Source organism: Streptomyces sp. NPDC058678, assembly GCF_042714835.1.
GTDB lineage: Bacteria > Actinomycetota > Actinomycetes > Streptomycetales > Streptomycetaceae > Streptomyces.
This window is the reverse complement of the sequence record NZ_JBHXSG010000051.1, coordinates 1-19,945: the sequence shown is the minus strand read 5'-3', so window position 1 is coordinate 19,945 and position 19,945 is coordinate 1. Positions and strand designations below refer to the sequence as shown.

At 71.0% G+C, this 19,945-nt stretch carries 16 protein-coding genes and 1 pseudogene; 5 read left to right on the top strand and 12 right to left on the bottom strand.

Annotated features, from left to right (window positions below; translation table 11 throughout):
- Positions 1-5: 5 nt before the first annotated feature.
- Positions 6-218, top strand: a pseudogene (locus tag ACFWWR_RS35040) (DUF3533 domain-containing protein); the annotation flags it as partial.
- A 268-nt stretch (positions 219-486) separates the two neighbouring features.
- On the opposite strand, the gene ACFWWR_RS35035 reads toward ACFWWR_RS35040, so the two are convergent.
- From ACFWWR_RS35035 to ACFWWR_RS34995, 9 genes are all read right to left on the bottom strand, one after another.
- Positions 487-1,569: a S1 family peptidase gene (locus tag ACFWWR_RS35035; protein ID WP_384307555.1), complete on the bottom strand. Its 1,083-nt coding sequence runs from the start codon at positions 1,567-1,569 to the stop codon at positions 487-489.
- Between the two features lie 233 nt (positions 1,570-1,802).
- Positions 1,803-2,705 carry a slipin family protein gene (locus ACFWWR_RS35030; RefSeq protein WP_383873017.1) on the bottom strand — a complete coding sequence of 301 codons (903 nt, stop codon included), beginning with the start codon at positions 2,703-2,705 and terminating at the stop codon, positions 1,803-1,805.
- Between the two features lie 153 nt (positions 2,706-2,858).
- Positions 2,859-3,764 (bottom strand): S1 family peptidase, encoded by a 906-nt coding sequence (locus tag ACFWWR_RS35025; protein ID WP_383872965.1) that lies wholly within the window; start codon positions 3,762-3,764, stop codon positions 2,859-2,861.
- A gap of 209 nt (positions 3,765-3,973) precedes the next feature.
- Positions 3,974-4,756, bottom strand: a complete 783-nt coding sequence (locus tag ACFWWR_RS35020; RefSeq protein WP_383872969.1) for a DUF1684 domain-containing protein — start codon at positions 4,754-4,756, stop codon at positions 3,974-3,976.
- Positions 4,757-4,760: 4 nt separating this feature from the next.
- Positions 4,761-6,074 (bottom strand): NtaA/DmoA family FMN-dependent monooxygenase, encoded by a 1,314-nt coding sequence (locus ACFWWR_RS35015; protein ID WP_384307553.1) that lies wholly within the window; start codon positions 6,072-6,074, stop codon positions 4,761-4,763.
- A complete protein-coding gene (locus ACFWWR_RS35010; RefSeq protein WP_383872974.1) occupies positions 6,071-7,150 on the bottom strand; it encodes an LLM class flavin-dependent oxidoreductase in 1,080 nt (359 codons plus the stop codon). Before ACFWWR_RS35010 ends, ACFWWR_RS35015 begins: the two co-directional genes overlap by 4 nt.
- 23 nt (positions 7,151-7,173) lie before the next feature.
- Positions 7,174-7,935, bottom strand: a complete 762-nt coding sequence (locus ACFWWR_RS35005; protein ID WP_383872977.1) for an amino acid ABC transporter ATP-binding protein — start codon at positions 7,933-7,935, stop codon at positions 7,174-7,176.
- A 75-nt stretch (positions 7,936-8,010) separates the two neighbouring features.
- Positions 8,011-9,768: an FAD/NAD(P)-binding protein gene (locus tag ACFWWR_RS35000; RefSeq protein ID WP_384307550.1), complete on the bottom strand. Its 1,758-nt coding sequence runs from the start codon at positions 9,766-9,768 to the stop codon at positions 8,011-8,013.
- A complete protein-coding gene (locus tag ACFWWR_RS34995) occupies positions 9,765-10,628 on the bottom strand; it encodes an amino acid ABC transporter permease (protein ID WP_384307548.1) in 864 nt (287 codons plus the stop codon). Before ACFWWR_RS34995 ends, ACFWWR_RS35000 begins: the two co-directional genes overlap by 4 nt.
- Before the next feature lie 432 nt (positions 10,629-11,060).
- On the opposite strand from ACFWWR_RS34995, the gene ACFWWR_RS34990 reads away from it, so the two are divergent.
- Positions 11,061-12,002, top strand: coding sequence for an ABC transporter substrate-binding protein (locus ACFWWR_RS34990; protein WP_384307546.1), 942 nt, complete (start codon positions 11,061-11,063; stop codon positions 12,000-12,002).
- Positions 12,003-12,013: 11 nt separating this feature from the next.
- Here ACFWWR_RS34990 and ACFWWR_RS34985 read toward each other — a convergent pair whose 3' ends face one another.
- On the bottom strand, positions 12,014-13,210 hold the full coding sequence (locus ACFWWR_RS34985; protein WP_384307544.1) for a DUF5685 family protein: 1,197 nt from the start codon (positions 13,208-13,210) through the stop codon (positions 12,014-12,016).
- A 300-nt stretch (positions 13,211-13,510) separates the two neighbouring features.
- On the opposite strand from ACFWWR_RS34985, the gene ACFWWR_RS34980 reads away from it, so the two are divergent.
- Positions 13,511-13,951, top strand: coding sequence for a cell division protein SepF (locus tag ACFWWR_RS34980; protein ID WP_383872991.1), 441 nt, complete (start codon positions 13,511-13,513; stop codon positions 13,949-13,951).
- A 39-nt stretch (positions 13,952-13,990) separates the two neighbouring features.
- Here the strand turns inward: ACFWWR_RS34980 and ACFWWR_RS34975 are convergent, their stop codons facing one another.
- Together ACFWWR_RS34975 and ACFWWR_RS34970 are read right to left on the bottom strand one after the other, a co-directional pair.
- Entirely contained in the window at positions 13,991-15,163 is a 1,173-nt protein-coding gene (locus ACFWWR_RS34975) for an acyl-CoA dehydrogenase family protein (protein ID WP_383872994.1), read from the bottom strand.
- A gap of 364 nt (positions 15,164-15,527) precedes the next feature.
- Positions 15,528-17,132: an MFS transporter gene (locus tag ACFWWR_RS34970; protein WP_383872997.1), complete on the bottom strand. Its 1,605-nt coding sequence runs from the start codon at positions 17,130-17,132 to the stop codon at positions 15,528-15,530.
- A 261-nt stretch (positions 17,133-17,393) separates the two neighbouring features.
- Here ACFWWR_RS34970 and ACFWWR_RS34965 point away from each other — a divergent pair, with 261 nt between their 5' ends.
- Both ACFWWR_RS34965 and ACFWWR_RS34960 read left to right on the top strand, forming a co-directional pair.
- Positions 17,394-18,632, top strand: coding sequence for a hypothetical protein (locus ACFWWR_RS34965; protein ID WP_384307541.1), 1,239 nt, complete (start codon positions 17,394-17,396; stop codon positions 18,630-18,632).
- A 237-nt stretch (positions 18,633-18,869) separates the two neighbouring features.
- Positions 18,870-19,877, top strand: coding sequence for a phosphatase PAP2 family protein (locus ACFWWR_RS34960; RefSeq protein ID WP_383873002.1), 1,008 nt, complete (start codon positions 18,870-18,872; stop codon positions 19,875-19,877).
- Positions 19,878-19,945 lie beyond the last annotated feature (68 nt).

Sequence of the window (19,945 nt, the reverse complement as noted above, 5' to 3'; positions counted from 1 at the left end):
GGAAGATGCTGCCGCCGTTCTGGAGCGCCATCGGACCGGCACTGCCGCCGGGCGCCGGCACCTGGGCGGCACGCTCGATCGCGTACTTCGAGGGCAACGACACGACCGCCGCACTGCTGGTCCTGTCGGCGTGGGCGTTCGCCGGGATCGTGATCACGCTGCTGGCGGCGGGTCTGCGCGGAAAGCGACAGCCGAGGCAGGCCGCGCAGACCGCGTAGGCCACGCGAGCCACGCAGGCCGTCGCCGGGAGCAGGGCCATGTCGTCGTCGCGGCGGAAGCACGGACGGCTCGCGAGGGTCTCGGGGACGACGCGGGCGAAGCCGTGGACGTCACAGCGGCGCGAACGGGGCACCGGCTCGGCCCACCGTGGCCGTGGTTCGGTCTCGTACGACGCGAAAGTCCCGCCCCTCGCGCGCGGGGCGGGACTTCACGGAAGCCGAACCGCGGTGCCGGATCAGGTGATCCGGCAACCGGTGCGGGCCGAGGTCAGCCGATCTGTGTGCCGGTCGCCGACAGCGCCTCGGTCACCGGCTGGAAGAAGGTCTCCCCGCCCGAGCTGCAGTCGCCGCTGCCGCCGGAGGTGAGGCCGATCGCGCTGCTGCCCGAGAAGAGCGAGCCGCCGCTGTCGCCGGGTTCGGCGCAGACGTCCGTCTGGATCAGGCCGTTGACGATGTCGCCGTTGCCGTAGTTGACGGTGGCGTCCAGACCGGTGACCGAGCCGTCGTGCACCTGGGTCGTGGAGCCGCTGCGGGTGACCTTCATGCCGACGGTGGCGGCTGCCGCCCCGGTGATCTGCTGGGCGGAGCCGTTGTAGAGGTCCACCTCGCTCGGGTGGGCCACGTCGGCGGTGTACTTGACCAGGCCGTAGTCGTTGTCCGGGAAGCTGGAGACCTCGTTGGTGCCGATCTCGGCGCCGCTGGAGTCCGACCAGGTGGAGATGGACTCGGTGCAGTGCCCGGCGGTGAGGAAGTACGGCTCGCCGCCCTTGACCACGTTGAAGCCGAGCGAGCAGCGCCCGCCGCCTCCGGTGATGGCGTCGCCGCCCGCGATGAAGGGCTTGAACTCCCCCTTGGTGCGCTGGAGTTCGGCCGTGCCGCCGAGCCCGTCGACGACCTTGGTCAGCTTCGCCCACTCGGCGTCGGAGACCGTGCGGTCGGCGGTGACCACGACCTTGTTGGTCGTCGGGTCGGTCGCCCACGAGGTGCCGGGGATGGTCGCGTCCTGCGTGAGGGTGCTGCGGGCGCTCTTCAGTTCGGCCAGGGAGTTCTCCACGACTCTGGCCTGGGCGCCGGCCGCCTCGACGGTCTTGGCCGCGGCCTCGTCGACCACGTTGACCACGAGGCTCTTGGTCTTCGCGTCGTAGAACGTGCCTGCCGCGTCGGCGCCGAGGTCCTGGCCGAGCGTCGAGGCGAGCTTTCCGGCCGCGAGAGCCGAAAGGACCTGAGGCTCAGGGGTGTTCGCCGGCTCGCTGGCGTTCGCAGTCTGGAAGGTGACTCCCGCGGCGACCAGTGCGGTGATGCCCGCACCTGCCACGGCGATCCGCCGCCTGGGTATGCGTCGGTGCTTCAACTCGCGTCCTCCTGTGGGGGGGGTCGGCCCGGAGGTTGTGGGGACCTCGCGGACCGGAAGGCTGGTTGACGAGCGCCCACTCTTTCGAACCCCACAGGGGGCGCACAAGGTCGACTTCCGGACGCGCGTAGAACGCGGTTGCGCGCCCCTTTCAGTTTTGACTGTCCACGGTCACCCCAGGCTCTTCGCGCTGCAAACACTACGTGCGAGTAATATCCATCAGCCTGTGAGGTCTAGTCCTGTCTTGAAATCGACCCTTGCGCATCGGAGTTCGGACGGGGCTCGACGGACGGGAGTTGCTCCTGCACCGGTTGCTGTGCCGCGGGCGGCGCAGGTTGCCGCTCCCCGGAAGGCGGTTGCCGCACCGCGGGCGGCGCCTGCTGCGCCCGCTCCAGGAACCGCAGCAGCTCCACCGGGAAGGGCAGCACCAGCGTCGAGTTCTTCTCGGCGGCGACCGCCACCACCGTCTGCAGCAGCCGCAGTTGCAGCGCGGCGGGCTGCTCGGACATCTCCTTGGCGGCCTCGGCCAGCTTCTTCGACGCCTGGAGCTCGGCGTCGGCGTTGATGACCCGGGCCCGCCGCTCCCGGTCGGCCTCGGCCTGCCGGGCCATGGACCGCTTCATGGTCTCGGGCAGCGAGACGTCCTTGATCTCCACCCGGTCGATGGTGACGCCCCACTCCACGGCCGGGCTGTCGATCATCAACTCCAGGCCCTGGTTCAGCTTTTCGCGGTTGGACAGCAGGTCGTCCAGCTCGCTCTTGCCGATGATGGACCGCAGCGAGGTCTGCGCCATCTGCGCGACCGCGAACCGGTAGTCCTCCACCCGGACGACCGCCTCGGCCGGCGCGGTGACCTTGAAGTAGACGACGGCGTCCACCCGCACCGTGACGTTGTCCCGAGTGATGCCCTCCTGGCCGGGCACCGGCATCGTCACGATCTGCATGTTGACCTTCCGGAGCTTGTCGACGCCCGGAACGATCATGGTGAAGCCAGGCTCGCGCACCTCCGGACGGAGCTTGCCGAGCCGGAAGACCACACCCCGTTCGTACTGTTTGACGACCCGCGCGGCCGCCATCACGTACACCGCTCCGGCGGACGCGAGCGTCGCTCCCGCCGCCACCAGCTCCTCGACCATCACGGCCCCCAGGGTCCGACGTGACCGCCTGTGTGTTGACGGTAACGCCGGTACAGGACAAGGGCGAGCCCCCGCACGCCAGTTGCGTGCGGGGGCTCGTCTGCTGCCGGCTGCGGGCCAGGCCGTTACGGGTGCCGAAGTCGGGCCAGGGCGTCAGTAGATGCTGACACCGTAGGCGCTGAGGGCCTCCGTGACGGGCTGGAAGAACGTCGTACCGCCGGAGGTGCAGTTGCCGCTGCCGCCGGAGGTGAGACCGTACGCGGTGCCGTTGCTGCCGTAGAGCGAACCGCCGGAGTCGCCGGGCTCGGCGCAGACGTTGGTCTGGATCAGACCGGAGACGATGTCGCCGCCGCCGTAGTTGACGGTCGCGTTGAGGGCGGTGACACGGCCGCTGTGCGTACCGGTGGTGGAGCCGTCACGGATGACGGTGGTGCCCACGGCGGGCGTGGCCGCGCGGGTGATGTCCACACCGTTGGCGGTGCCGGGCCTGCTGACGGACCCGGAGTAGCGCACGATGCCGTAGTCGTTGCCCGGGAAGCTGGAGCCGGTGGTCGAGCCGATCACCGTGGTGCGGGCGGAGTTGGAGTACCAGGTGCCCGCGCCGTCGGTGCAGTGACCGGCGGTCAGGAAGTACTGGACGCCGCTACTGTTCTGGACGTTGAAGCCGAGGGAGCAGCGCCAGCTACTCGCATAGATGGCGTCGCCGCCCTGGATCAACTTGTTGAACTTGCCGGGGGTCCGCTTGATCGTGAGCGCGTCGGCGCCGGTGCCCGCCTGCTCCTTGATCTTCGCGATCTCGGCCTGGGAGACCGTGCTGTCGACGGTGACGACGACACGGTTGGTCTTGCTGTCGACCGCCCAGGCGGTGCCCGGGATGTCGGCCTTGAGCACCGAACTGCTGGCGCTCTTGAGCGCGGTGGCGCTGAAAGTGGTGGGGGCGTCGGACGCGTTCGCGCTGGGGATCGCGATCGCGGCTGCGGCGGCGAGGCCGGCGGATACGGCGATCAGCCGGGTCCGTCTCGTGATGCCGCTACGGGGGGTGGTGCGCTTGATCCTCACTTTTCGTTCCTCCACAGGGGAAGTCGGGGGCCCTCGTGGGGTCGGGCCCGTGAGGCGCAGCCAGGATGCCGGGCGCCCGGATTCCGAACACGCCGTGCTCCTGACAAGCGCTGTGGGGAATATTCGGCCGAACGGACGGTAGGCGCAAGGGCGCCTTTCGGCCGTCAACATTTAAACGATCTTTATGGTCTACGCGAGATGACCGCTTTTCAGAGCAGGTTGCGCTCCCCCGCCTCGACCGCGACATCGAGCCTGTTCCCCGGTGGCGGAAAAGGGCAGATGAAGTGGTCGGCGAACGCGCACGGCGGCAGCAGCGCCCGGTTGAGGTCGACCGTCGTCCGGCCGTCGGCGTCCGGCGCGGCGGGCCGCAGGAACCGGAAGCGGTAACTGCCCCTCCCGCTCGTGGTATCGCCGAAAACAGCCCACAGCGAGCCGTCGCCCTGGACCGTCACCTGAAGCGTCAGCTCCCGCCCGTCCAGGCTGAATGCCAGCTCCCCGCCGAGGCCGAGACCGCGCGCCCGTCCGTCCGCGTTCTCGACGCGTACGGTGCGGTCCTCGCCGTACGGGGTGAAGCGGCCCGGCACCGACCGGCGCGGATCGTACGGCGAGGCCTCGATGCCCCGGAACGCCCGGCGGGCGGCGGAGGCGGGGTCGAAGTCGCGTACCCCCCAGACCCCTTCGCGCACCAGCACGACCAGCCGCCGCTCGCCGTGGGCCACCCGGGCGGCGGCGGCCGGGCCCGGGTCGCCGGTGAGCCGCACCTCACCTGCGAAGGGCCGGCCGTCCACGGTGAGACCGTCCCCGTCGGCGGCCGTCAGGACGACCGTGTCGCCCTCGGCCCTCCATGACCCGGGGGTGTCCGGAAGCCGCCCGTCCGGATAGTCCTCCAGCCAGTACGTGCCGGTCAGCGCGAGCGGTCCGTAGGGAGCCGCCACTGTCTCGAGGCGGTGCTCGTGCCACCGCTTCCACGCGTCGGACGCGTCCGTCGCCATGTGATCAGCCCTTCCACGCCAGGTCGGGGAGCCCTAGGTGTGAGCGCAGGGTGGTGCCCTCGTATTCCGTACGGAACGCGCCGCGCTCCTGGAGCAGCGGCACCACCCGGTCCACGAACTCGTCGAGCCCGCCCGGAGTGAGGTGCGGGACGAGGACGAAGCCGTCGGCCGCGTCCCGCCGTACGAACGCGTCGAGTTCGGCCGCGACCGCCTCCGGAGTGCCGACGAGGGACTGCCGGCCGCCCGCCTCGATCACGGTCTGCCGGATGGACAGCCCCTTCGCCTTCGACAGGGCCCGCCACTTCTCCGCGATCGCCACGGTGTCACCGCGCCGGGTCCGCTCCCGTGCGACCGCCGGCTGCGGCACCGGATCGATCTCGGGCAGCGGCCCGTCCGGGTCGTACGACGAAAGGTCGACGCCCCAGATCTGCTCCAGCGTGAGGATGGCGTTCTGCGGGGAGACCTGCTGCCGCCGGATCCCGGCCGCCCGCTCCTGCGCCTCGGCGGCGGTGTCGCCGAGGACGACCGTGACACCGGGCATGATCCTGAGGTCGTCGGGGGCACGGCCGTACTTCTCCAGGCGCTTCTTGACGTCGGCGTAGAGGGCGCGCCCGGCCTCCAGGGTTCTGTGCCGCGTGCAGAGCACGTCGGCCGTGGCGGCGGCGAACTCCCGCCCCTGCGCCGAGTCCCCCGCCTGGATGACGACCGGGTGCCCCTGCGGCGGGCGCGGGACGCCGAACTCGCCCGCGATGTCGAAGTGCTGCCCCCGGTGCGCGAACGGCCGGGAGACTCCGTCCGGGGTCCAGGCGTCCCACAGCTCCCGTGCGGTGGCGACGAATTCGGCCGCGCGGGCAATGCCGTCGGCCCGGTCGAGGTACCCCCCGCGCCGGAAGTTCTCGCCGGTGCGGGCATCGGCGGAGGTCACCACGTTCCAGGCCGCCCGCCCGCCGCTGAGGTGGTCCAACGTGGCCAGTCCGCGGGCGAGTTCGTACGGCTCGTTGAAGGTGACGTCGACGGTCGCGGCGAGTCCGAGCCGGTCGGTCACGGCGGCGAGGGCACCGAGCACGGCGAGCGACTCGGGACGTCCCACCACGTCCAGGTCGTGGATCCGCCCCTTGTGTTCCCGCAGCCACAGCCCTTCCGCCAGGAGGAAGAAGTCGAACAGGCCGCGTTCGGCGGTCCGGGCGGGATGCTCGAAGGTGGAGAACCCGATCGGGGACCGGGAGCGGGGACCGGCCGGGACGGGGGTGTCGTCGACGCCCGGGAAGTGCGCCGCGAGGTGGACCCGCTTGCGCGCGGGGCGCTGCCGTACGGTCATGACGCTCCCCCGCTCACGGCGTACTGGTTGGCGGGCCGGGCGAGTCCCAGGTGCTCCCTGAGCGTGCTGCCCGGGTAGAACGTGCGGAACAGCCCCCGGTGTTGCAGCAGCGCCGCCGTGCCGTTGACGAGCCGCTCCAGGTCACGGCGAGGCTCGGCGGGGGTGAGGTGGAAGCCGTCGGTGGTGCCGTCCGTGTACCAGGCGGCGATCAGCTCGGCGAGGTCGACGGGGCCGCCCCGGTACAGCGGGCCCTGGGCCGTCTGCCGGGGGCCGCCCCCGCCGTGGCCGGGCTCGGCCGCGTACTCGCCGCCGCCGAGGTCGACGACGAGACTGGCGAGGACGCGCAGGTCGTCGGGGTCCCGGCCGAACGCCGACGCCGCGTCCCGGAGTTGGTCCCGTACGGCAGCGAGCTGCGCCGGGCTCACGGCCCGGACGAGCGCCACGTCGGCGTACCGGGCGGCGGTTGGCCGGGCGGGTCCCTCGGTGGCGTCGACCACGCGCACGGGGTGGCCCTGCGGGGGTCTCGGCACGGTCGAGGGACCCCGGACCGAGAAGGCGGAGCCGGAGAAGTCGACGTGCTGCAGCTTGGCCCGGTCGATGAAACGGCCGGTCGCCGCGTCCGGTATCTCGGCGTCGTCCTCCCAGCTGTCCCACAACTTCGCGGCGACGTCGGCGACTTCACCGGCCTCCTGCCACAGCGCTTCGGCCGGGGCCGCGTTCCGCCGGCCGAAGAGGCGGGCCTCGCCCTCGGTGGTCGACACGTCGAGCCGCCAGCCGGCCCGGCCGCCGCTGACCCAGTCGAGGGTCGCGACGGCCGCCTGGACGTGGAAGGGCTCGGTGTGCGTGGTCGTGACGGTGGGCACCAGGCCGACCCGGCTGGTCGCGGGCGCCACCCGGGACAGGACGCGGAGCGCGTCGGGACCGGGGCGGGCGAAGCTGTCGTCCAGGGTCACGAAGTCGAGGCCGCCGCGCTCGGCGAGCCGCGCCAGAGCGACGTAGGAGTCGGCGTCGTACACCGCCCGCTGGTCGACGGCGGCGGCCAGGTGCAGCAGGCGCCGGCCGTGCGATGAGGTCATGGGGAAACCCTTCTTGGCAGGTCTCAGAGGACCTTGGAGAGGAAGGCTCGGGTCCGCTCGTGGCGGGGCGCGTCGAGCACGTCACCGGGCGCGCCCTGCTCGACGATCCGCCCGTCGTCCATGAACACCACGGTGTCGGCGACTTCGCGGGCGAACCCGATCTCATGGGTGACGACGATCATCGTGGTGCCCTGGTGGGCCAGGTCCTTGATGACGTCGAGGACTTCACCGACCAGCTCGGGGTCGAGCGCGGAGGTCGGTTCGTCGAAGAGGAGCAGCCCGGGTTCCAGCGCGAGCGCCCGGGCGATGGCCACCCGCTGCTGCTGCCCGCCGGAGAGGTGCCTCGGATAGGCGTCTGCCTTCTCGGCGAGCCCCACCCGGTCGAGCAGCCGGCGCGCGGACTCGACGGCGTCCTTGCGGGGCCGCTTGAGCGCGGACACCGGCGCTTCGATGATGTTGTCCAGCACGGTGAGGTGGGGGAAGAGGTTGAAGTTCTGGAAGACGAACCCGATGCGCGTGCGCTGCCTCAGCACCTCGCGCTCGCTCAGCTCGTACAGCCGGTCGCCGGAGCGCCGGTAGCCGACCAGCGCCCCGTCCACGCTGATCGCGCCCCGGTCCACCTTCTCCAGATGGTTGATGGTCCGCAGCAACGTGGACTTGCCGGACCCGGACGGGCCCAGGATCACGGTGACCTCGCCCGCGCGCACGGCGAGGTCGATGCCCTTGAGCACTTCCAGCGAGCCGAAGCTCTTGTGGACGGACCTGATGTCGACCATGACGGTCATCGCGGATTCCTAGCAGTCGAAGGGCAGTCGAAGGACGGTCGAAGGACGGTCGAAGGTCGGCCGAAGGGGTGTCTCTCAGGCGGCCGCACGCCCGGAGAGCGCGCTCAGGAACGCCAGCGCGGCCCGGGCCGTCGCGTCGTTCTGACGGAACGCGGGCCCGCCGGTGCGCGGCCGGGTGAACGCCCCGGGGGCACGGGCGTCGGTGTGCGGCCCGAGAGCGAAGCGCCGGGGATGCGGCCGACCGGCCCGGTCGAGGATCCGCCCGTCGACCGGGTCCACCCTGAGCAGCCCGTCCGGCGTCTCGCCCACCCCGTCGGCGTGCAGCCCGCGCAGCAGCGGGTCACGGGCCCGCCCGACCGTCGGCTCGGGCAGCCGTGCCTCGACCAGCGCCCGGGTTTCCACGACGGAGTCCGGCACGGTGGCGCTCGACGCCCGGAACACCCCGCCCTCGGCGCTGACGGTCATGCCCGCGCCGAGGAACCGCACCACGCCCGCGCGGGACAGGGCGAGCAGCTGCCGCAGCCGGGGCCCGGGCGGCCCGGAGGCCAGATAGCTGAAGAACCCGTGCCACCAGGGCCCGATGTCCCCGAGCCGGACCAACTGGCCGTAGACGGAGAGCAGCCCGAGGAAGACGGCGAGGTCGGGGCTGTACGAGGAATCGTGACGGCGGCTCAGGTCGCCCTCGACGTAAGCCCGCACCCCCTCCTGAAGCTCCGCGTACGACCCGTACCGCACCCCCTCCAGAGGACGGTCGAGCGCGGCGAGGTCGAGCCGGTCGGCGGGATCGGGCACGGCGGCCGCGACGAGGGCCGCCCGCCCGGCCGGGTCGTCGACGGCCGCGTACTTCTCCTCGAAGACACTCCAGGCCACGGTGGTCCGCTCGGGGTGGACCGTGAACAGCCGGTGGTAGTGGGCGAAACCCAGTTCCTTCTCCACCAGCGGCCACACGTCCCGCCGGAAGTCGAAGCCTGTCGGCCGGGCGAGCAGCCCGTCCACCTCGGCGGGCCCGAAGAACCGGGGCAGCGGGGGCCGTTCACCGGTCCAGTCGTATCCGATCTTCGAGTGGTACGGCACTCCGCGCCGCGAACCGACATACAGGACCGGCTCCTGCCCCGAAGGCACGTACCTGCCCCCGACGTACCGCCCGCCCCGGCCCTCGGTGAGCAGCACCATCAGGTCGACGAAGGCGAGCCCGAAGCCGCGGACGAGGACGGGTTCGCCGGGCGCGAGCCGGGACAGGTCGCTGTCGGCGGTGAAGTCCGGTGGGAGGTGGACGAGGCCGTGCTCGCCGGCGTATGCCGCCAACTCGCGTTGGCCGTCGTCCGGTTCGGCGTCCAGGTGGCCGAGGGCGAGCACGACGAGGTCGGCGAGGAGCGGGCGGGCGCGGCCCTCCAGCCATACCTGCTGGCGCCCCTGGGGCGGCCCGCCGATCCGCAGGGCACGGCGCGGATGGTGGTGGACGACGACGCCCGGCGGCAGCTCGGCCACCGCCCGCTCGTGCACCCAGCTCAGGTAGGCGCCCTGGAGCCGCCGGTCCGCGAAGGTACGGCCGTCGATGCCGGCCCACTCGTGCAGTGTCGGGCCTTCCCGCACCGGCCCGGCCATGTCGACCGTCTCGTCGGTGAACATGGTGACGTCCTCGGCGTGCGAGTTCATCCACAGCAGCGGCGACTGGGCCGGGCGCCAGATGCGTCCGGCGCCCGGCGGATGCGGGTCGACCAGGTGGATGTCGAGGCCCGAACCGGCGTACAGCTCAGGTGCGTTGGCGGCGATCCGTTCGATCAGGCCGGTTCCCCGCGGCCCGGCCCCGACGATCACGAGGGAGGGCCTCATCGAGTGCTCCCCGAGCCCGTGCCCCGGGCGTAGTGCCGCTCGACGTGGTGCTGGCCGACGCTGAGCACCGAGGTGACGACGGTGTACCAGACGGTGGCCACCATCAGCAGCGGGATGACCTGGTAGGTGCGGTGGTAGACGAGTTGCACCGAGTAGAGCAGGTCCTGGACGGCGATGACGCTGACGATCGAGGTGCCCTTGAGGGTGCCGATCAGCATGTTCCCGGCGGGCGGCACGATGGAGCGCATCGCCTGCGGGAGCACGATCCGCCACCAACGGCGCCACCGGCTCAGGCCGAGCGCCTGCGCGGCCTCGATCTGTCCGCGGTCGACGGAGAGGATGCCGCCGCGGACGACCTCGGCGGCGTACGCGGCCTCGTGCAGGGTGAGGCCGATGATCGCGACGGTGACCGGGCCGAGCAGGTCGACCGTCTTCACGCCGAGGATCTGCGGGTACAGCGCGCCGATGTTGAACCACAGCAGCAGCTGCACCAGGATCGGGATCGACCTGAACAGCCAGACGTATCCCCAACTGACGGTTCTGAGCACGGGGTTGGCCGACAGCCGGAACGCGGCGAGCAGCGTGCCCAGCGCGAAGCCGAGCACCATCACGAGCGCGGTCAGCCACAGGGTGAGCCACAGGCCGCGCAGCACCGCGTCCGAGGTGAAGTAGTCGGCGACGACGTCCCACTGGAACGCCTCGTTGCGCAGAACGGAGTTGACGGCGAGCGCCAGCAGTACCAGCACGGCGACGGCGGCGGTCCACTGGCCGAGCCGGCGTTGCGGGACGATCCGCAGGGAGTCCGCGTGCTCGGGGACATCCGGGGCGGCGGGGGCTTTGGCGAGGGTGTCGGAGGACATGCGAAGGCTCCGTGACATCGAGTCGGGAGAACTCGGGTGGGTGCCTTCACACGGAGACGCGCGGAACGTGAACGCGTCGGTACGGCCGAGCCCCTCAGCAGGACCGTCCCTTGAGACTACGGGTGGGTTTCCCCTCACTGTCAAGGCTGTCCAGACTGTGAGCCGTGCGTCTCAAGTCGGTTGACGCACAACCGGATGCCTGTTCCACTTGGCCCATGCATCCACAGCAGTGGCTGGTCAAGCGCTCCCACATCGACTTCGGTCGAGTGTGGTCCTCCTCCTGTTGAGCTGACCCACTGCGCGCCCTGAGCTGTTGATCCGGCGGGGCGCTTTCGCGTTCTCCCTTCGCGTTCTCCCCTTCGCCTTCTCCTTTCGCCTTCACACGCGCTCCCCCTCACCCAGCGCTTCTCGCCCTCAGGAGACCGCCAGACCATGCGTACGCCCACGCGTGCCCGAAATAAGCTGATCGCCCCCTTTGCCCTGATCACCGCAGCGACCCTGTTCCTCACCGCGTGCGGCTCCGGCACGGACGACTCCGTCAACGCCTCCGCCCAGTCCGACGAGATCCCGACCACGGACGTCGTCTCGGCCGTCAAGAAGGACGAGGCGGCTGCCGGACTCCTGCCGTCCGGTGCGTCGAGCCTCACCATCGCCGTCAGCGTCTCCGGTCAGCCGCCCGGCACCTCGATCCTGGACGACGGGAAGACCCTGGCCGGCCAGGACGTCGACTTCGCGAACGCCGTCGCCAAGGTCCTCGGCTTCGGGCTCAGGACCGAACAGGCAAGCTTCGAGGCGATCCTGCCGGCCCTCGACAGCGGCAAGTACGACCTCGGCGTCGGCAACTTCGGCGTGACCGACGAGCGCCGCAGGACCATCGACTTCGTCACCTACATCAACGACGGCCAGGGCTTCGCCACCCGCAAGGACAGCAAGCTGTCCAAGGTCACCGACCTGAAGCAGCTGTGCGGCCTGAACATCGCGACCGGCGCGGGCACCACCTTCGAGGCCACGCTGGAGGACAACAAGCACCTGTGCACCGACACGGGCGAGAAGGCGTACAAGGTGCAGACCTACAACGAACAGGGCGCCGTCTGGTCCTCGCTCCAGCAGGGCCGCAGCGACATCGTGATGTCCACGATCAACGGTCTGCGCTACGCGGTCGCCCACCAGGAGGGGGTGAAGTTCCTCAACGAGTTCCACCGCCTGGACGTCGGCTTCGCGTTCAAGAAGGGCAGCGAACTGGCCCCCGCCTTCCAGGCCGCGGTGAACAGTCTCATCGCGGACGGGACGTACGACAGCATCCTCAAGAAGTGGGGCACGACGGGCTCGGCGATCGCGAAGTCGCGGATCTCACCACCGGAGCTCAAGGACTGACCGGGAGAGGCTCAGCAACTGCAGCCGCAGTCGCAGCCGTCACAGCCGTCACAGCCGCAACCGTCACCGCAGCACTTCCCGCAACAGTCGCAGCAGCTGCAGCAGTCACTGCAGCCGCTGCAGTCGGTGTTGGCGCACAGCCCTTCCCGGCGCTCCCTGCTCCACGGGTCGTCGAACTCCCCGCAGCACATCTGGCACGTGCAGGCGAGCCCCATCCACACCGCGCACCCGGCGAGCAGCCCGCGCCGGTCGCGGCGGGGCGGCTCCGGGGGCATCGGGGTCCACGGGCCGCCGGGCGGGGCGTACGGTCCGCCCGGCATCGCACCCGTCGGCGCGGGTCCGTGCGCGCAGGAGGCGGTACCGAAGGCCCGGTCCACGGAGGTGCGCAGCTCGTGCACGAGCAGCCGGTGCGCGAGCTTCGCGTCCGTGAAGTCGGCCTCCCGCAGCGCGAGCCGTATCCCGTGCACGGCGTCGTCGGCGAGCCGCCGGGCCTCCGTGAGCGGCGTACCCGTCGCGGTGAGCGGGTTCCAGGCACCCGACGCGGCGTCAGTTTCCCTGTCCTCCACGGCGTCCAGGAGATGCGCCAGCCGCCCGAAGAGGCGTCCGGCCTCGGCGAGCGGCTCGGCGTTCCCCGGCCGTCCGGCGAGGACCGCGGTGTGCGCGAAGGCGGCGGCGGTCGCGGTCTCGGTGGGTTCGGTGACCGTCAGGAGGGGTGTTCCCGGCCCTGCCAGCGCCTCGATGCCGAGCTGCCGGTCCACGGCGTCGACGAGCAGGGCGGTGTCGAATCCGACGTCCGAGCCGGTCCGCTCCCCGGCCCGGCCCCAGCTCGTGGCGACCCGGCGCGCGGCGAGCGCCACCGGCTTGCGGGCCAGGACCCCGTCCCCGTCGGCGACATGGTCGCGCACCTTGGCCGAGGCGAGCACCAGCGAGACGGCGGCCGCGAGCCGCGCCCCCTCACCGTGCGCGACGGACGCGGTACGCATTCCGCGCAACGGACAGGGCCCGGCCGTACGCCGCCCGCCACCGGCCCGCTCGGCCTGAGCTTCCGTCAGAACCGATATCAGCAAGCCGTCGTAGTTCGTGACGATCCTCGCGAACTGCCCGTGATCCTTGCGCAGCGCGAGGCACAGCCCGCACAAATGGGCCATCCACTGGGTTTTGAGACTCTCGCCGAGCCGGTGACGGCAGGGCCTGACGATTCCGAACACGACGATCCCCCGTGATGCTTACGGCGCTGAACTGCGGTGAGCTGCGGCATCGTACCGATCGTCGCATTCACCCGTACGCACCGCCCATCACCCATACGCCGTGGACAATCATATTTCACTCACAGTCAGCAGCCGTTTGCGGAACGACCCTTGGGACACTTGGACTCTCGACGGATTCGCTGTGCACCAGTACCGTCACAAACCCCCCGCGCGGCGTCTATCCACTTGGCGCGACGTCCGCATCATGGATGACCATAGGGATGCGGAAGGCAGAAATGACCGCTGTGAGAGGAGGCGTCCATGGGATCGGTACGCAAGGCAAGTGCCTGGCTTGGCCTCGTCGACGACAACGATGACGAGCGTTACTACGACGACGACTACTCCGAAGGGACCGAGCAGCCCGGGGAGGCCTGGGTCACGGACCCGCGGGTCAAGGTGGCGTCCGACGTCGCCGAGGAGAAGGGCCGCCGGATCGGCACGGTCACCCCGGACAGCTTCCGGGACGCCCGCGCCATCGGCGAACTGTTCCGTGAAGGCGTCCCGGTCATCCTGAACCTCACGGCCATGGAGGCCGGCGACGCCAAGCGCGTCGTCGACTTCGCGGCGGGGCTGATCTTCGGCCTGCGCGGTTCGATCGAGCGGGTGTCCACCCGGGTGTTCCTGCTCACTCCCGCCAACACGGAGATCGTGAACGGGGACCCGGCCGCGCACCGCACGGACGGCTTCTTCAACCAGAGCTGAGGCAGGGCCGCTCACCGGCCCTGCCGCTGCTGGGGGAATTCAGCGGAAGGCGTCGAGCCCGGTGAGCGCCTTGCCCAGCACGAGCTGGTGCATCTCGACGGTGCCCTCGTAGGTGAGCACCGACTCGAGGTTGGTGGCGTGCCGCATCACGGGGTATTCGAGCGAGATCCCGTTGGCCCCGAGGATGGTCCGGGCCGTGCGGCAGATGTCGATGGCCTCGCGGACGTTGTTGAGCTTGCCGAAGCTGACCTGCTCGGGACGCAGGCGGCCGGCATCCATGCGCCGCCCGAGGTGATGGGCGAGCAGAATCCCCTTGTGCAGCTCGACCGCCATGTCGGCGAGCTTGGCCTGGGTCAGCTGGAACCCGCCGATCGGCCGCCCGAACTGCTCCCGCGTCCTGGCGTAGTCGACCGCGGCCTCGAAGCAGGTGCGGGCCGCGCCCATGGCCCCCCAGACGATGCCGTAGCGGGCGTGGGAGAGACAGCTGAGCGGGCCCTTGAGCCCTGTCCCCTCCGGCAGTACCGCGTCGGCGGGCAGGCGTACGTCGTCGAGCACGAGCTCGCTGGTGACGGAGGCGCGCAGTGACCACTTGTGCTTGATCTCGGGCGCGGAGAACCCAGGGCTGTCGGTCGGCACGACGAACCCGCGGATCCCCTCCTCGGTCTGCGCCCACACCACGGCCACCCCGGCGACGGACCCGTTGGTGATCCACATCTTCCGGCCGTTGAGCACCCAGTCTCCGCCGTCGCGCTTGGCGTACGTCCGCATGGAGGCGGGGTCGGATCCGTGGTCGGGCTCGGTGAGCCCGAAGCACCCGATGACCTCACCGGCGGCCATGCGCGGGAGCCAGCCCTGCTTCTGCTCCTCGCTCCCGAACCGGTGGATGGCGTACATGGCGAGGGACCCCTGCACCGAGACCAGCGACCGGATCCCGGAATCGGCGGCCTCCAGCTCCAGACAGGCCAGTCCGTACTGCACCGCGCTCGCACCGGCGCACCCGTATCCATCGAGCGACATCCCGAGCGCCCCGATCCCGCCCAGTTCCCGGGCGAGCTCCCGAATCCCGGGCAGCTCCCCGCTCTCGTACCACTCGGCGACATACGGCAGCACACGATCACCGGCCCACGCCCGCACGGTTTCCCTCACGGCGAGGTCCTCCGGCTCGAGCAGGTCGTCGATACCGAGGGGGTCGGCGGGGTCGAACGGGGCCATGAGCACGTCCTCTCAAAACTAGCACTGCTAGTTACGCTTCCGAGGCTGACGATACGAGGCAGTGTCCCGCACGTCCAGGCCCTCACCGGCCCACGCACCACCCGAGACAGCAGTTGCAGGTGATCGTCGCCAGTGGGGGTACTCGCCGTCGGCGGCTTGAGGGATGTGCCGCGTCGCGTCACGCCAGAGGGACGCGGCGGACCGCACAGCCACCGAGGGATGTGTGCGTCTCGCCGCCGCCGAGGGATGTGGCGCGTCAACCGACAGGCGACCCGCAGCCGCCGACGGCGACTCCACCCCACAGGAGGGCTCCATCACTCAACGAACCGTGACGGGCGATGCGTGGGTGGGAGACGTTCTTCGTTCAGGCGGAGACGCGGGACTCCGCGACTTCCCGAGGCGCAGGTACCTCCACGGCCCCGCCCTCGACCTCCCCGCACTGCATGACGCGCGGCAACCGCAACGCCATCACCGCCCCCAGCAGCAACAACCCGGCACTGACCAGCAACGTCACATGCAGCCCGTGCACGAAACAGTCCCGGGCGGTCCGACGCAGGGCCACTCCGGCCGACCCCCCGAGCCGCCCGGCAACCTCGTACGCCTCGCCCAGCGAATGCCCCGCAGCCGCCGACGCCGACGCCGGAACCCCCGGCACCGACGTCACCCCAGGCGCGTACGCCGCGTTCATCACGCTTCCGAGCAGCGCGATCCCGATGCCGGCACCCAGCTGGTACGACGTCTCCCCGATCGCCGCCGCCCCACCCGCCTGCTCCGGCGGAGCCTCGCTCAGCATCGACTCGTACGCTCCGAAGAGAGTCGTCTCCAGGCCGAAGCCCAGCAGCAGGAACCCGACCAGCAGCAGACCCGTGTTGTCCTCGCCGCCCATCGCCGTCAGCAGCAGCACGGCCACCGCCGTCAGACAGAAACCGCAGCTCACCATCCGGCGCGGCCCGAACCGCCGGAGCATCCGTGCACCCGCGAGGCCCGCCGCCATCGCGGCGATGGTCAGCGGCAGCAGCCGTAGACCGGTCTCCAGCGGAGACAGACCGAGCACCAGTTGCAGGTACTGCGCCGCGATCAGTTCCAGACCCACCAGCGCGAGCATCGCCAGCACGATGCAGCCCACCGACGTGCTGAACGCCGGCCGCGCGAACATCCGCAGGTCCACCAGCGGATGCGCCCGGCGCCGCTGACGCCGTACGAAGAAGACGATCAGCACCGCACCGACCACCAGCGGCACCACCGTGAAAAGGCCCAGCTCCCCGCCGCCGAGGCGCTTGACGCCCAGCACCAGGCAGAACAGTCCGGCCGCCGCCATCAGCGCGCCGACCACGTCCCAGGGCCCCCGCCCGTCGCCCTTCGACTCGGGCAGCAACAACCGCCCGATCGGCAGACAGACCAGCATCAACGGGATGTTCACGAGGAAGACCGAGCCCCACCAGAAGTGCTCCAGGAGGAAGCCGCCGAGCAGCGGGCCGACCGCCGCGCCGACCGCCGCGACCGCGCTCCAGATGCCGATCGCCAGCGCCCGTTCCCGCCGGTCGGGGAAGACCTGGCGGAGGATCGACAGCGTGGCGGGCATGATCATGGCACCGCCGACGCCGAGCAGCGCCCGCGCCACGATCAGCACCTGGGCGGTGTCGGCGAGGGCGGCCATCGCGGAGGCGACGCCGAAGAGGGTGTAGCCGAGGAGCAGGATCCGTCTGCGGCCGACGCGGTCGCCGAGCGTGCCGAAGAGGATCAGCAGCGAGGCGCAGACGAGCGGATAGATGTCGACGATCCAGAGCAGTTCTATCCCGCCGGGCCTGAGGTCCTCGGTGACGGCGGGGACCGCCACGTGCAGCACGGTCGCGTCCAGGGCGACCAGGAGCAGGCTGGCACAGAGGACGACGAGGACGACCCAGCGGTTGGCACCGGCCCCGGCCGCCCGACGGCGCAACCCAGCGGCGGCCGTGGTCGTCCCGGACATGTACGTACCTCCCAGATGTTCCCTCGCGTTCGGCGGGTTCACAGGGTGGGGACTCCCCGTGACTCGGCCGGAGAGGAGCGGTGGTCTCCGGCCCGCGCAACGATGGCGAGTGACACGTCAGAGTACGCGAGTTCGTGCCGGTACCAAGTGGCGGACCTCTCAGAGGTTGCACGGAACGCGTGTGGCGTACACCACTCCCCTCGGCCGCGACCGGGCCCCCGGCCGGCCGGCCGGTTCCGTACGCCGTCGATAATCGAGCCCGTGACCGATCTTGAAACGCGCACGGCACCGCCGGGCGCCCCGAGTCTGCGCCGGGCCGCCCCGGCCCTCCTCGGGTACGCGGCCGTACGCGCCCTGGGGCTGCTCGCGCTGGCCCTGTGGAGCGCGGCGCGCGACAAGAACGCGTACACGCTGCTGACCGCCCGCTGGGACTCCCTGTGGTACACGAGGGTCGCCGAGCAGGGGTACGGCTACGAGGTGCGCCTGCCGAACGGCGACGTCCACTCCAACCTCGCCTTCTTCCCGCTGCTGCCGTGGCTGGAGCGGCTGTCGGCGGCGGTGACCCCGTTGTCGTACGCCGACGGGGGCTTCGTCGTCGCCCTGCTCTCCTCGCTCGCGGCGGCCTGGGGGATCTTCGCGGTCACCGATCACCTGTACGGCCGCCGGGCGGGCGTCTGCGCGGTGCTGCTGTGGGCCGCCCTGCCGGTCGGGATCGTGCAGTCGATGGCGTACAGCGAGTCCTTGTTCACGGCCCTGGCCGCCTGGTCGCTGTACGCGGTCGTGACCGGCCGCTGGGTGACGGCGGGCATCCTGGCCCTGCTGGCGGGCCTGACCCGCCCGGTGGGCCTCGCCGTCGTCGCGGCGGTGTGGGCGGCGGCGATCGTCGCGTTCGTGCGGGAACGGGGCACGGCGGGTGATCCCTCGTCCGGGCGGGACCGGAGCCCGGCGCGACCGGACGGCGCCCCCTTCGAGGAACGCGCCCGGGGCACGCACCGCGCCACCGGCACACGCCGTGCCCTCGGCATGCTCCTCGCGCCCCTCGGCGCCGCCGCCTACGTCCTGTGGGTCGGACACCGCACCGGCCACGGCGCGCTCGGCTACCTCGACGTCCAGGCCGGCTGGCGCAACGGGTTCGACGGCGGCCAGGCCTTCGCCCGCTTCGTCGCCGACAAGTTCACGTCGTTTCCGTCGGCCCTGGCGGGCGTGGGGCTGATCGTCGGGGTCGGACTGATCGTCTGGCTGTACGTCGTCTGCGTACGGCAGCGCCAACCGCTCCCGCTCCTGGTGTACGCGGGTGTCGTCACCGCCCTCGCCCTGTGCGCGTCGAGCTACTTCGGCTCGAAACCGCGCCTGCTGATGCCCGCCTTCCCCCTGCTGCTGCCGCTCGCCCTGGCCCTGGCCCGGCTGCGTACGCCCAGGTCGGCCCTGGTGCTCGGGACGGTCGCGGTGGGATCGGCCGTGTACGGGGCGTTCTGGCTGAACGGCTCCGGTCCGCCCTGACCGGCTACCGGACGCGATGAGCGCCCGGACAATTCCGCCCCATGATTCGGTGAACGAATTCATAAGCGGGATAAAACCGCAACCCAGAATGATCAAAGGAATTGAAGGGCACCGGCACCCGGCATTGCGGAATCAGTGGATATAAACCTCTCTCTGAGAGGAATCCCACATCACATCGTCATCACAAAGCCGTGGAATCGCCAGGGAACAGAGCTCACTCGCTGTAACGTCGATTGGGTGCGTACCGAACGAAACCTCACCCGTCTGGACCGGGTGTTCGCGAGGCTGGACCGTGAGCCGGAACGGCCGGCTCACATCGACGTGCCGAAGATGAGCCGGCACCGGGTCGCGCTGCTCGCCGGAACCCTGGCCTTCTACCTGGCGATCGTGTGGCTCGTGGTGATCACCTCCTGGCTGGTCCGGCTCGACTGGCAGGTCATGTTCTTCCGGCCGTACCAGCAGTGGGCCGGCATCCACTGGTTCGTCGACTACTACGTGGTGCTCGGCCAGCGCGGCCCGACCGCGGTGATGGTCGCGGCCTGGCTGGGCTGGCGTTCCTGGCGGCAGCACACGCTGCGCCCGCTGCTGACCCTCGGCGCGGCCCTGCTGCTGCTGAACATCACGGTCGGCGCCGCCAAGCTCGGCATGGGCAGACTCGGACCGCACTACGCGACCGCCATCGGCTCGAACGAGATGGGTCTGGGCGGCGATATATTTCCCAGCGGCCACACCGCCAACGCCGTGGTGACCTGGGGAATCCTGGCCTACCTGGCCTCCGCGCCGTGGGCCCGCCGCTGGCTGTCCGCCGTGTCCGCGGTGACCTCGCTCGGCGTCGGCATGGCCACGGTCTACCTCGGTACGCACTGGCTGAGCGACGTGCTCCTCGGCTGGGCCGCCGGCCTGCTGGTACTGCTGGCCCTCCCGTGGGTGGAGCCGCTGATCGCGCTCGCGGAGACCAAGATCTTCGACCTGCGCGACCGCTGGCGCGCCCGCGACGGCATGACGGCTCCGGCCTCCCTGTCACCCGTCGAGACCCCCGTGCGGCTCAAGCCGCGCCCGGCCTCCCAGAACGAGACCGCGGCCCGCGCGGCGACGCCACGCGCGCCCGTCTACCTGGCCCCGGGCCCGCACACGGCCCGCTCGGAACGCTCACCGGTCACGCCGGTCGGCAGTCGGCGCCCACCCCAGACGGACCGCGTGGTGCGCGGTACGCCCTCGACGGCCCGTCCCCTGACAGGCGGCTGACCCGAGGCAGCGGGGCCGGTGCGCACCGTCCCACCCCGCACGGCGACGGCCCCGGCTCTCCTTCCGAG

Coding starts and splice junctions, on each gene's coding strand:
- ACFWWR_RS35030 (WP_383873017.1), bottom strand. CDS start 2,705: ATGGTCGAGGAGCTGGTGGCGGCGGGAGCGACGCTCGCGTCCGCCGGA.
- ACFWWR_RS35020 (WP_383872969.1), bottom strand. CDS start 4,756: ATGGCGACGGACGCGTCCGACGCGTGGAAGCGGTGGCACGAGCACCGC.
- ACFWWR_RS35015 (WP_384307553.1), bottom strand. CDS start 6,074: ATGACCGTACGGCAGCGCCCCGCGCGCAAGCGGGTCCACCTCGCGGCG.
- ACFWWR_RS35010 (WP_383872974.1), bottom strand. CDS start 7,150: ATGACCTCATCGCACGGCCGGCGCCTGCTGCACCTGGCCGCCGCCGTC.
- ACFWWR_RS35005 (WP_383872977.1), bottom strand. CDS start 7,935: ATGACCGTCATGGTCGACATCAGGTCCGTCCACAAGAGCTTCGGCTCG.
- ACFWWR_RS35000 (WP_384307550.1), bottom strand. CDS start 9,768: ATGAGGCCCTCCCTCGTGATCGTCGGGGCCGGGCCGCGGGGAACCGGC.
- ACFWWR_RS34995 (WP_384307548.1), bottom strand. CDS start 10,628: ATGTCCTCCGACACCCTCGCCAAAGCCCCCGCCGCCCCGGATGTCCCC.
- ACFWWR_RS34990 (WP_384307546.1), top strand. CDS start 11,061: ATGCGTACGCCCACGCGTGCCCGAAATAAGCTGATCGCCCCCTTTGCC.
- ACFWWR_RS34980 (WP_383872991.1), top strand. CDS start 13,511: ATGGGATCGGTACGCAAGGCAAGTGCCTGGCTTGGCCTCGTCGACGAC.
- ACFWWR_RS34975 (WP_383872994.1), bottom strand. CDS start 15,163: ATGGCCCCGTTCGACCCCGCCGACCCCCTCGGTATCGACGACCTGCTC.
- ACFWWR_RS34970 (WP_383872997.1), bottom strand. CDS start 17,132: ATGTCCGGGACGACCACGGCCGCCGCTGGGTTGCGCCGTCGGGCGGCC.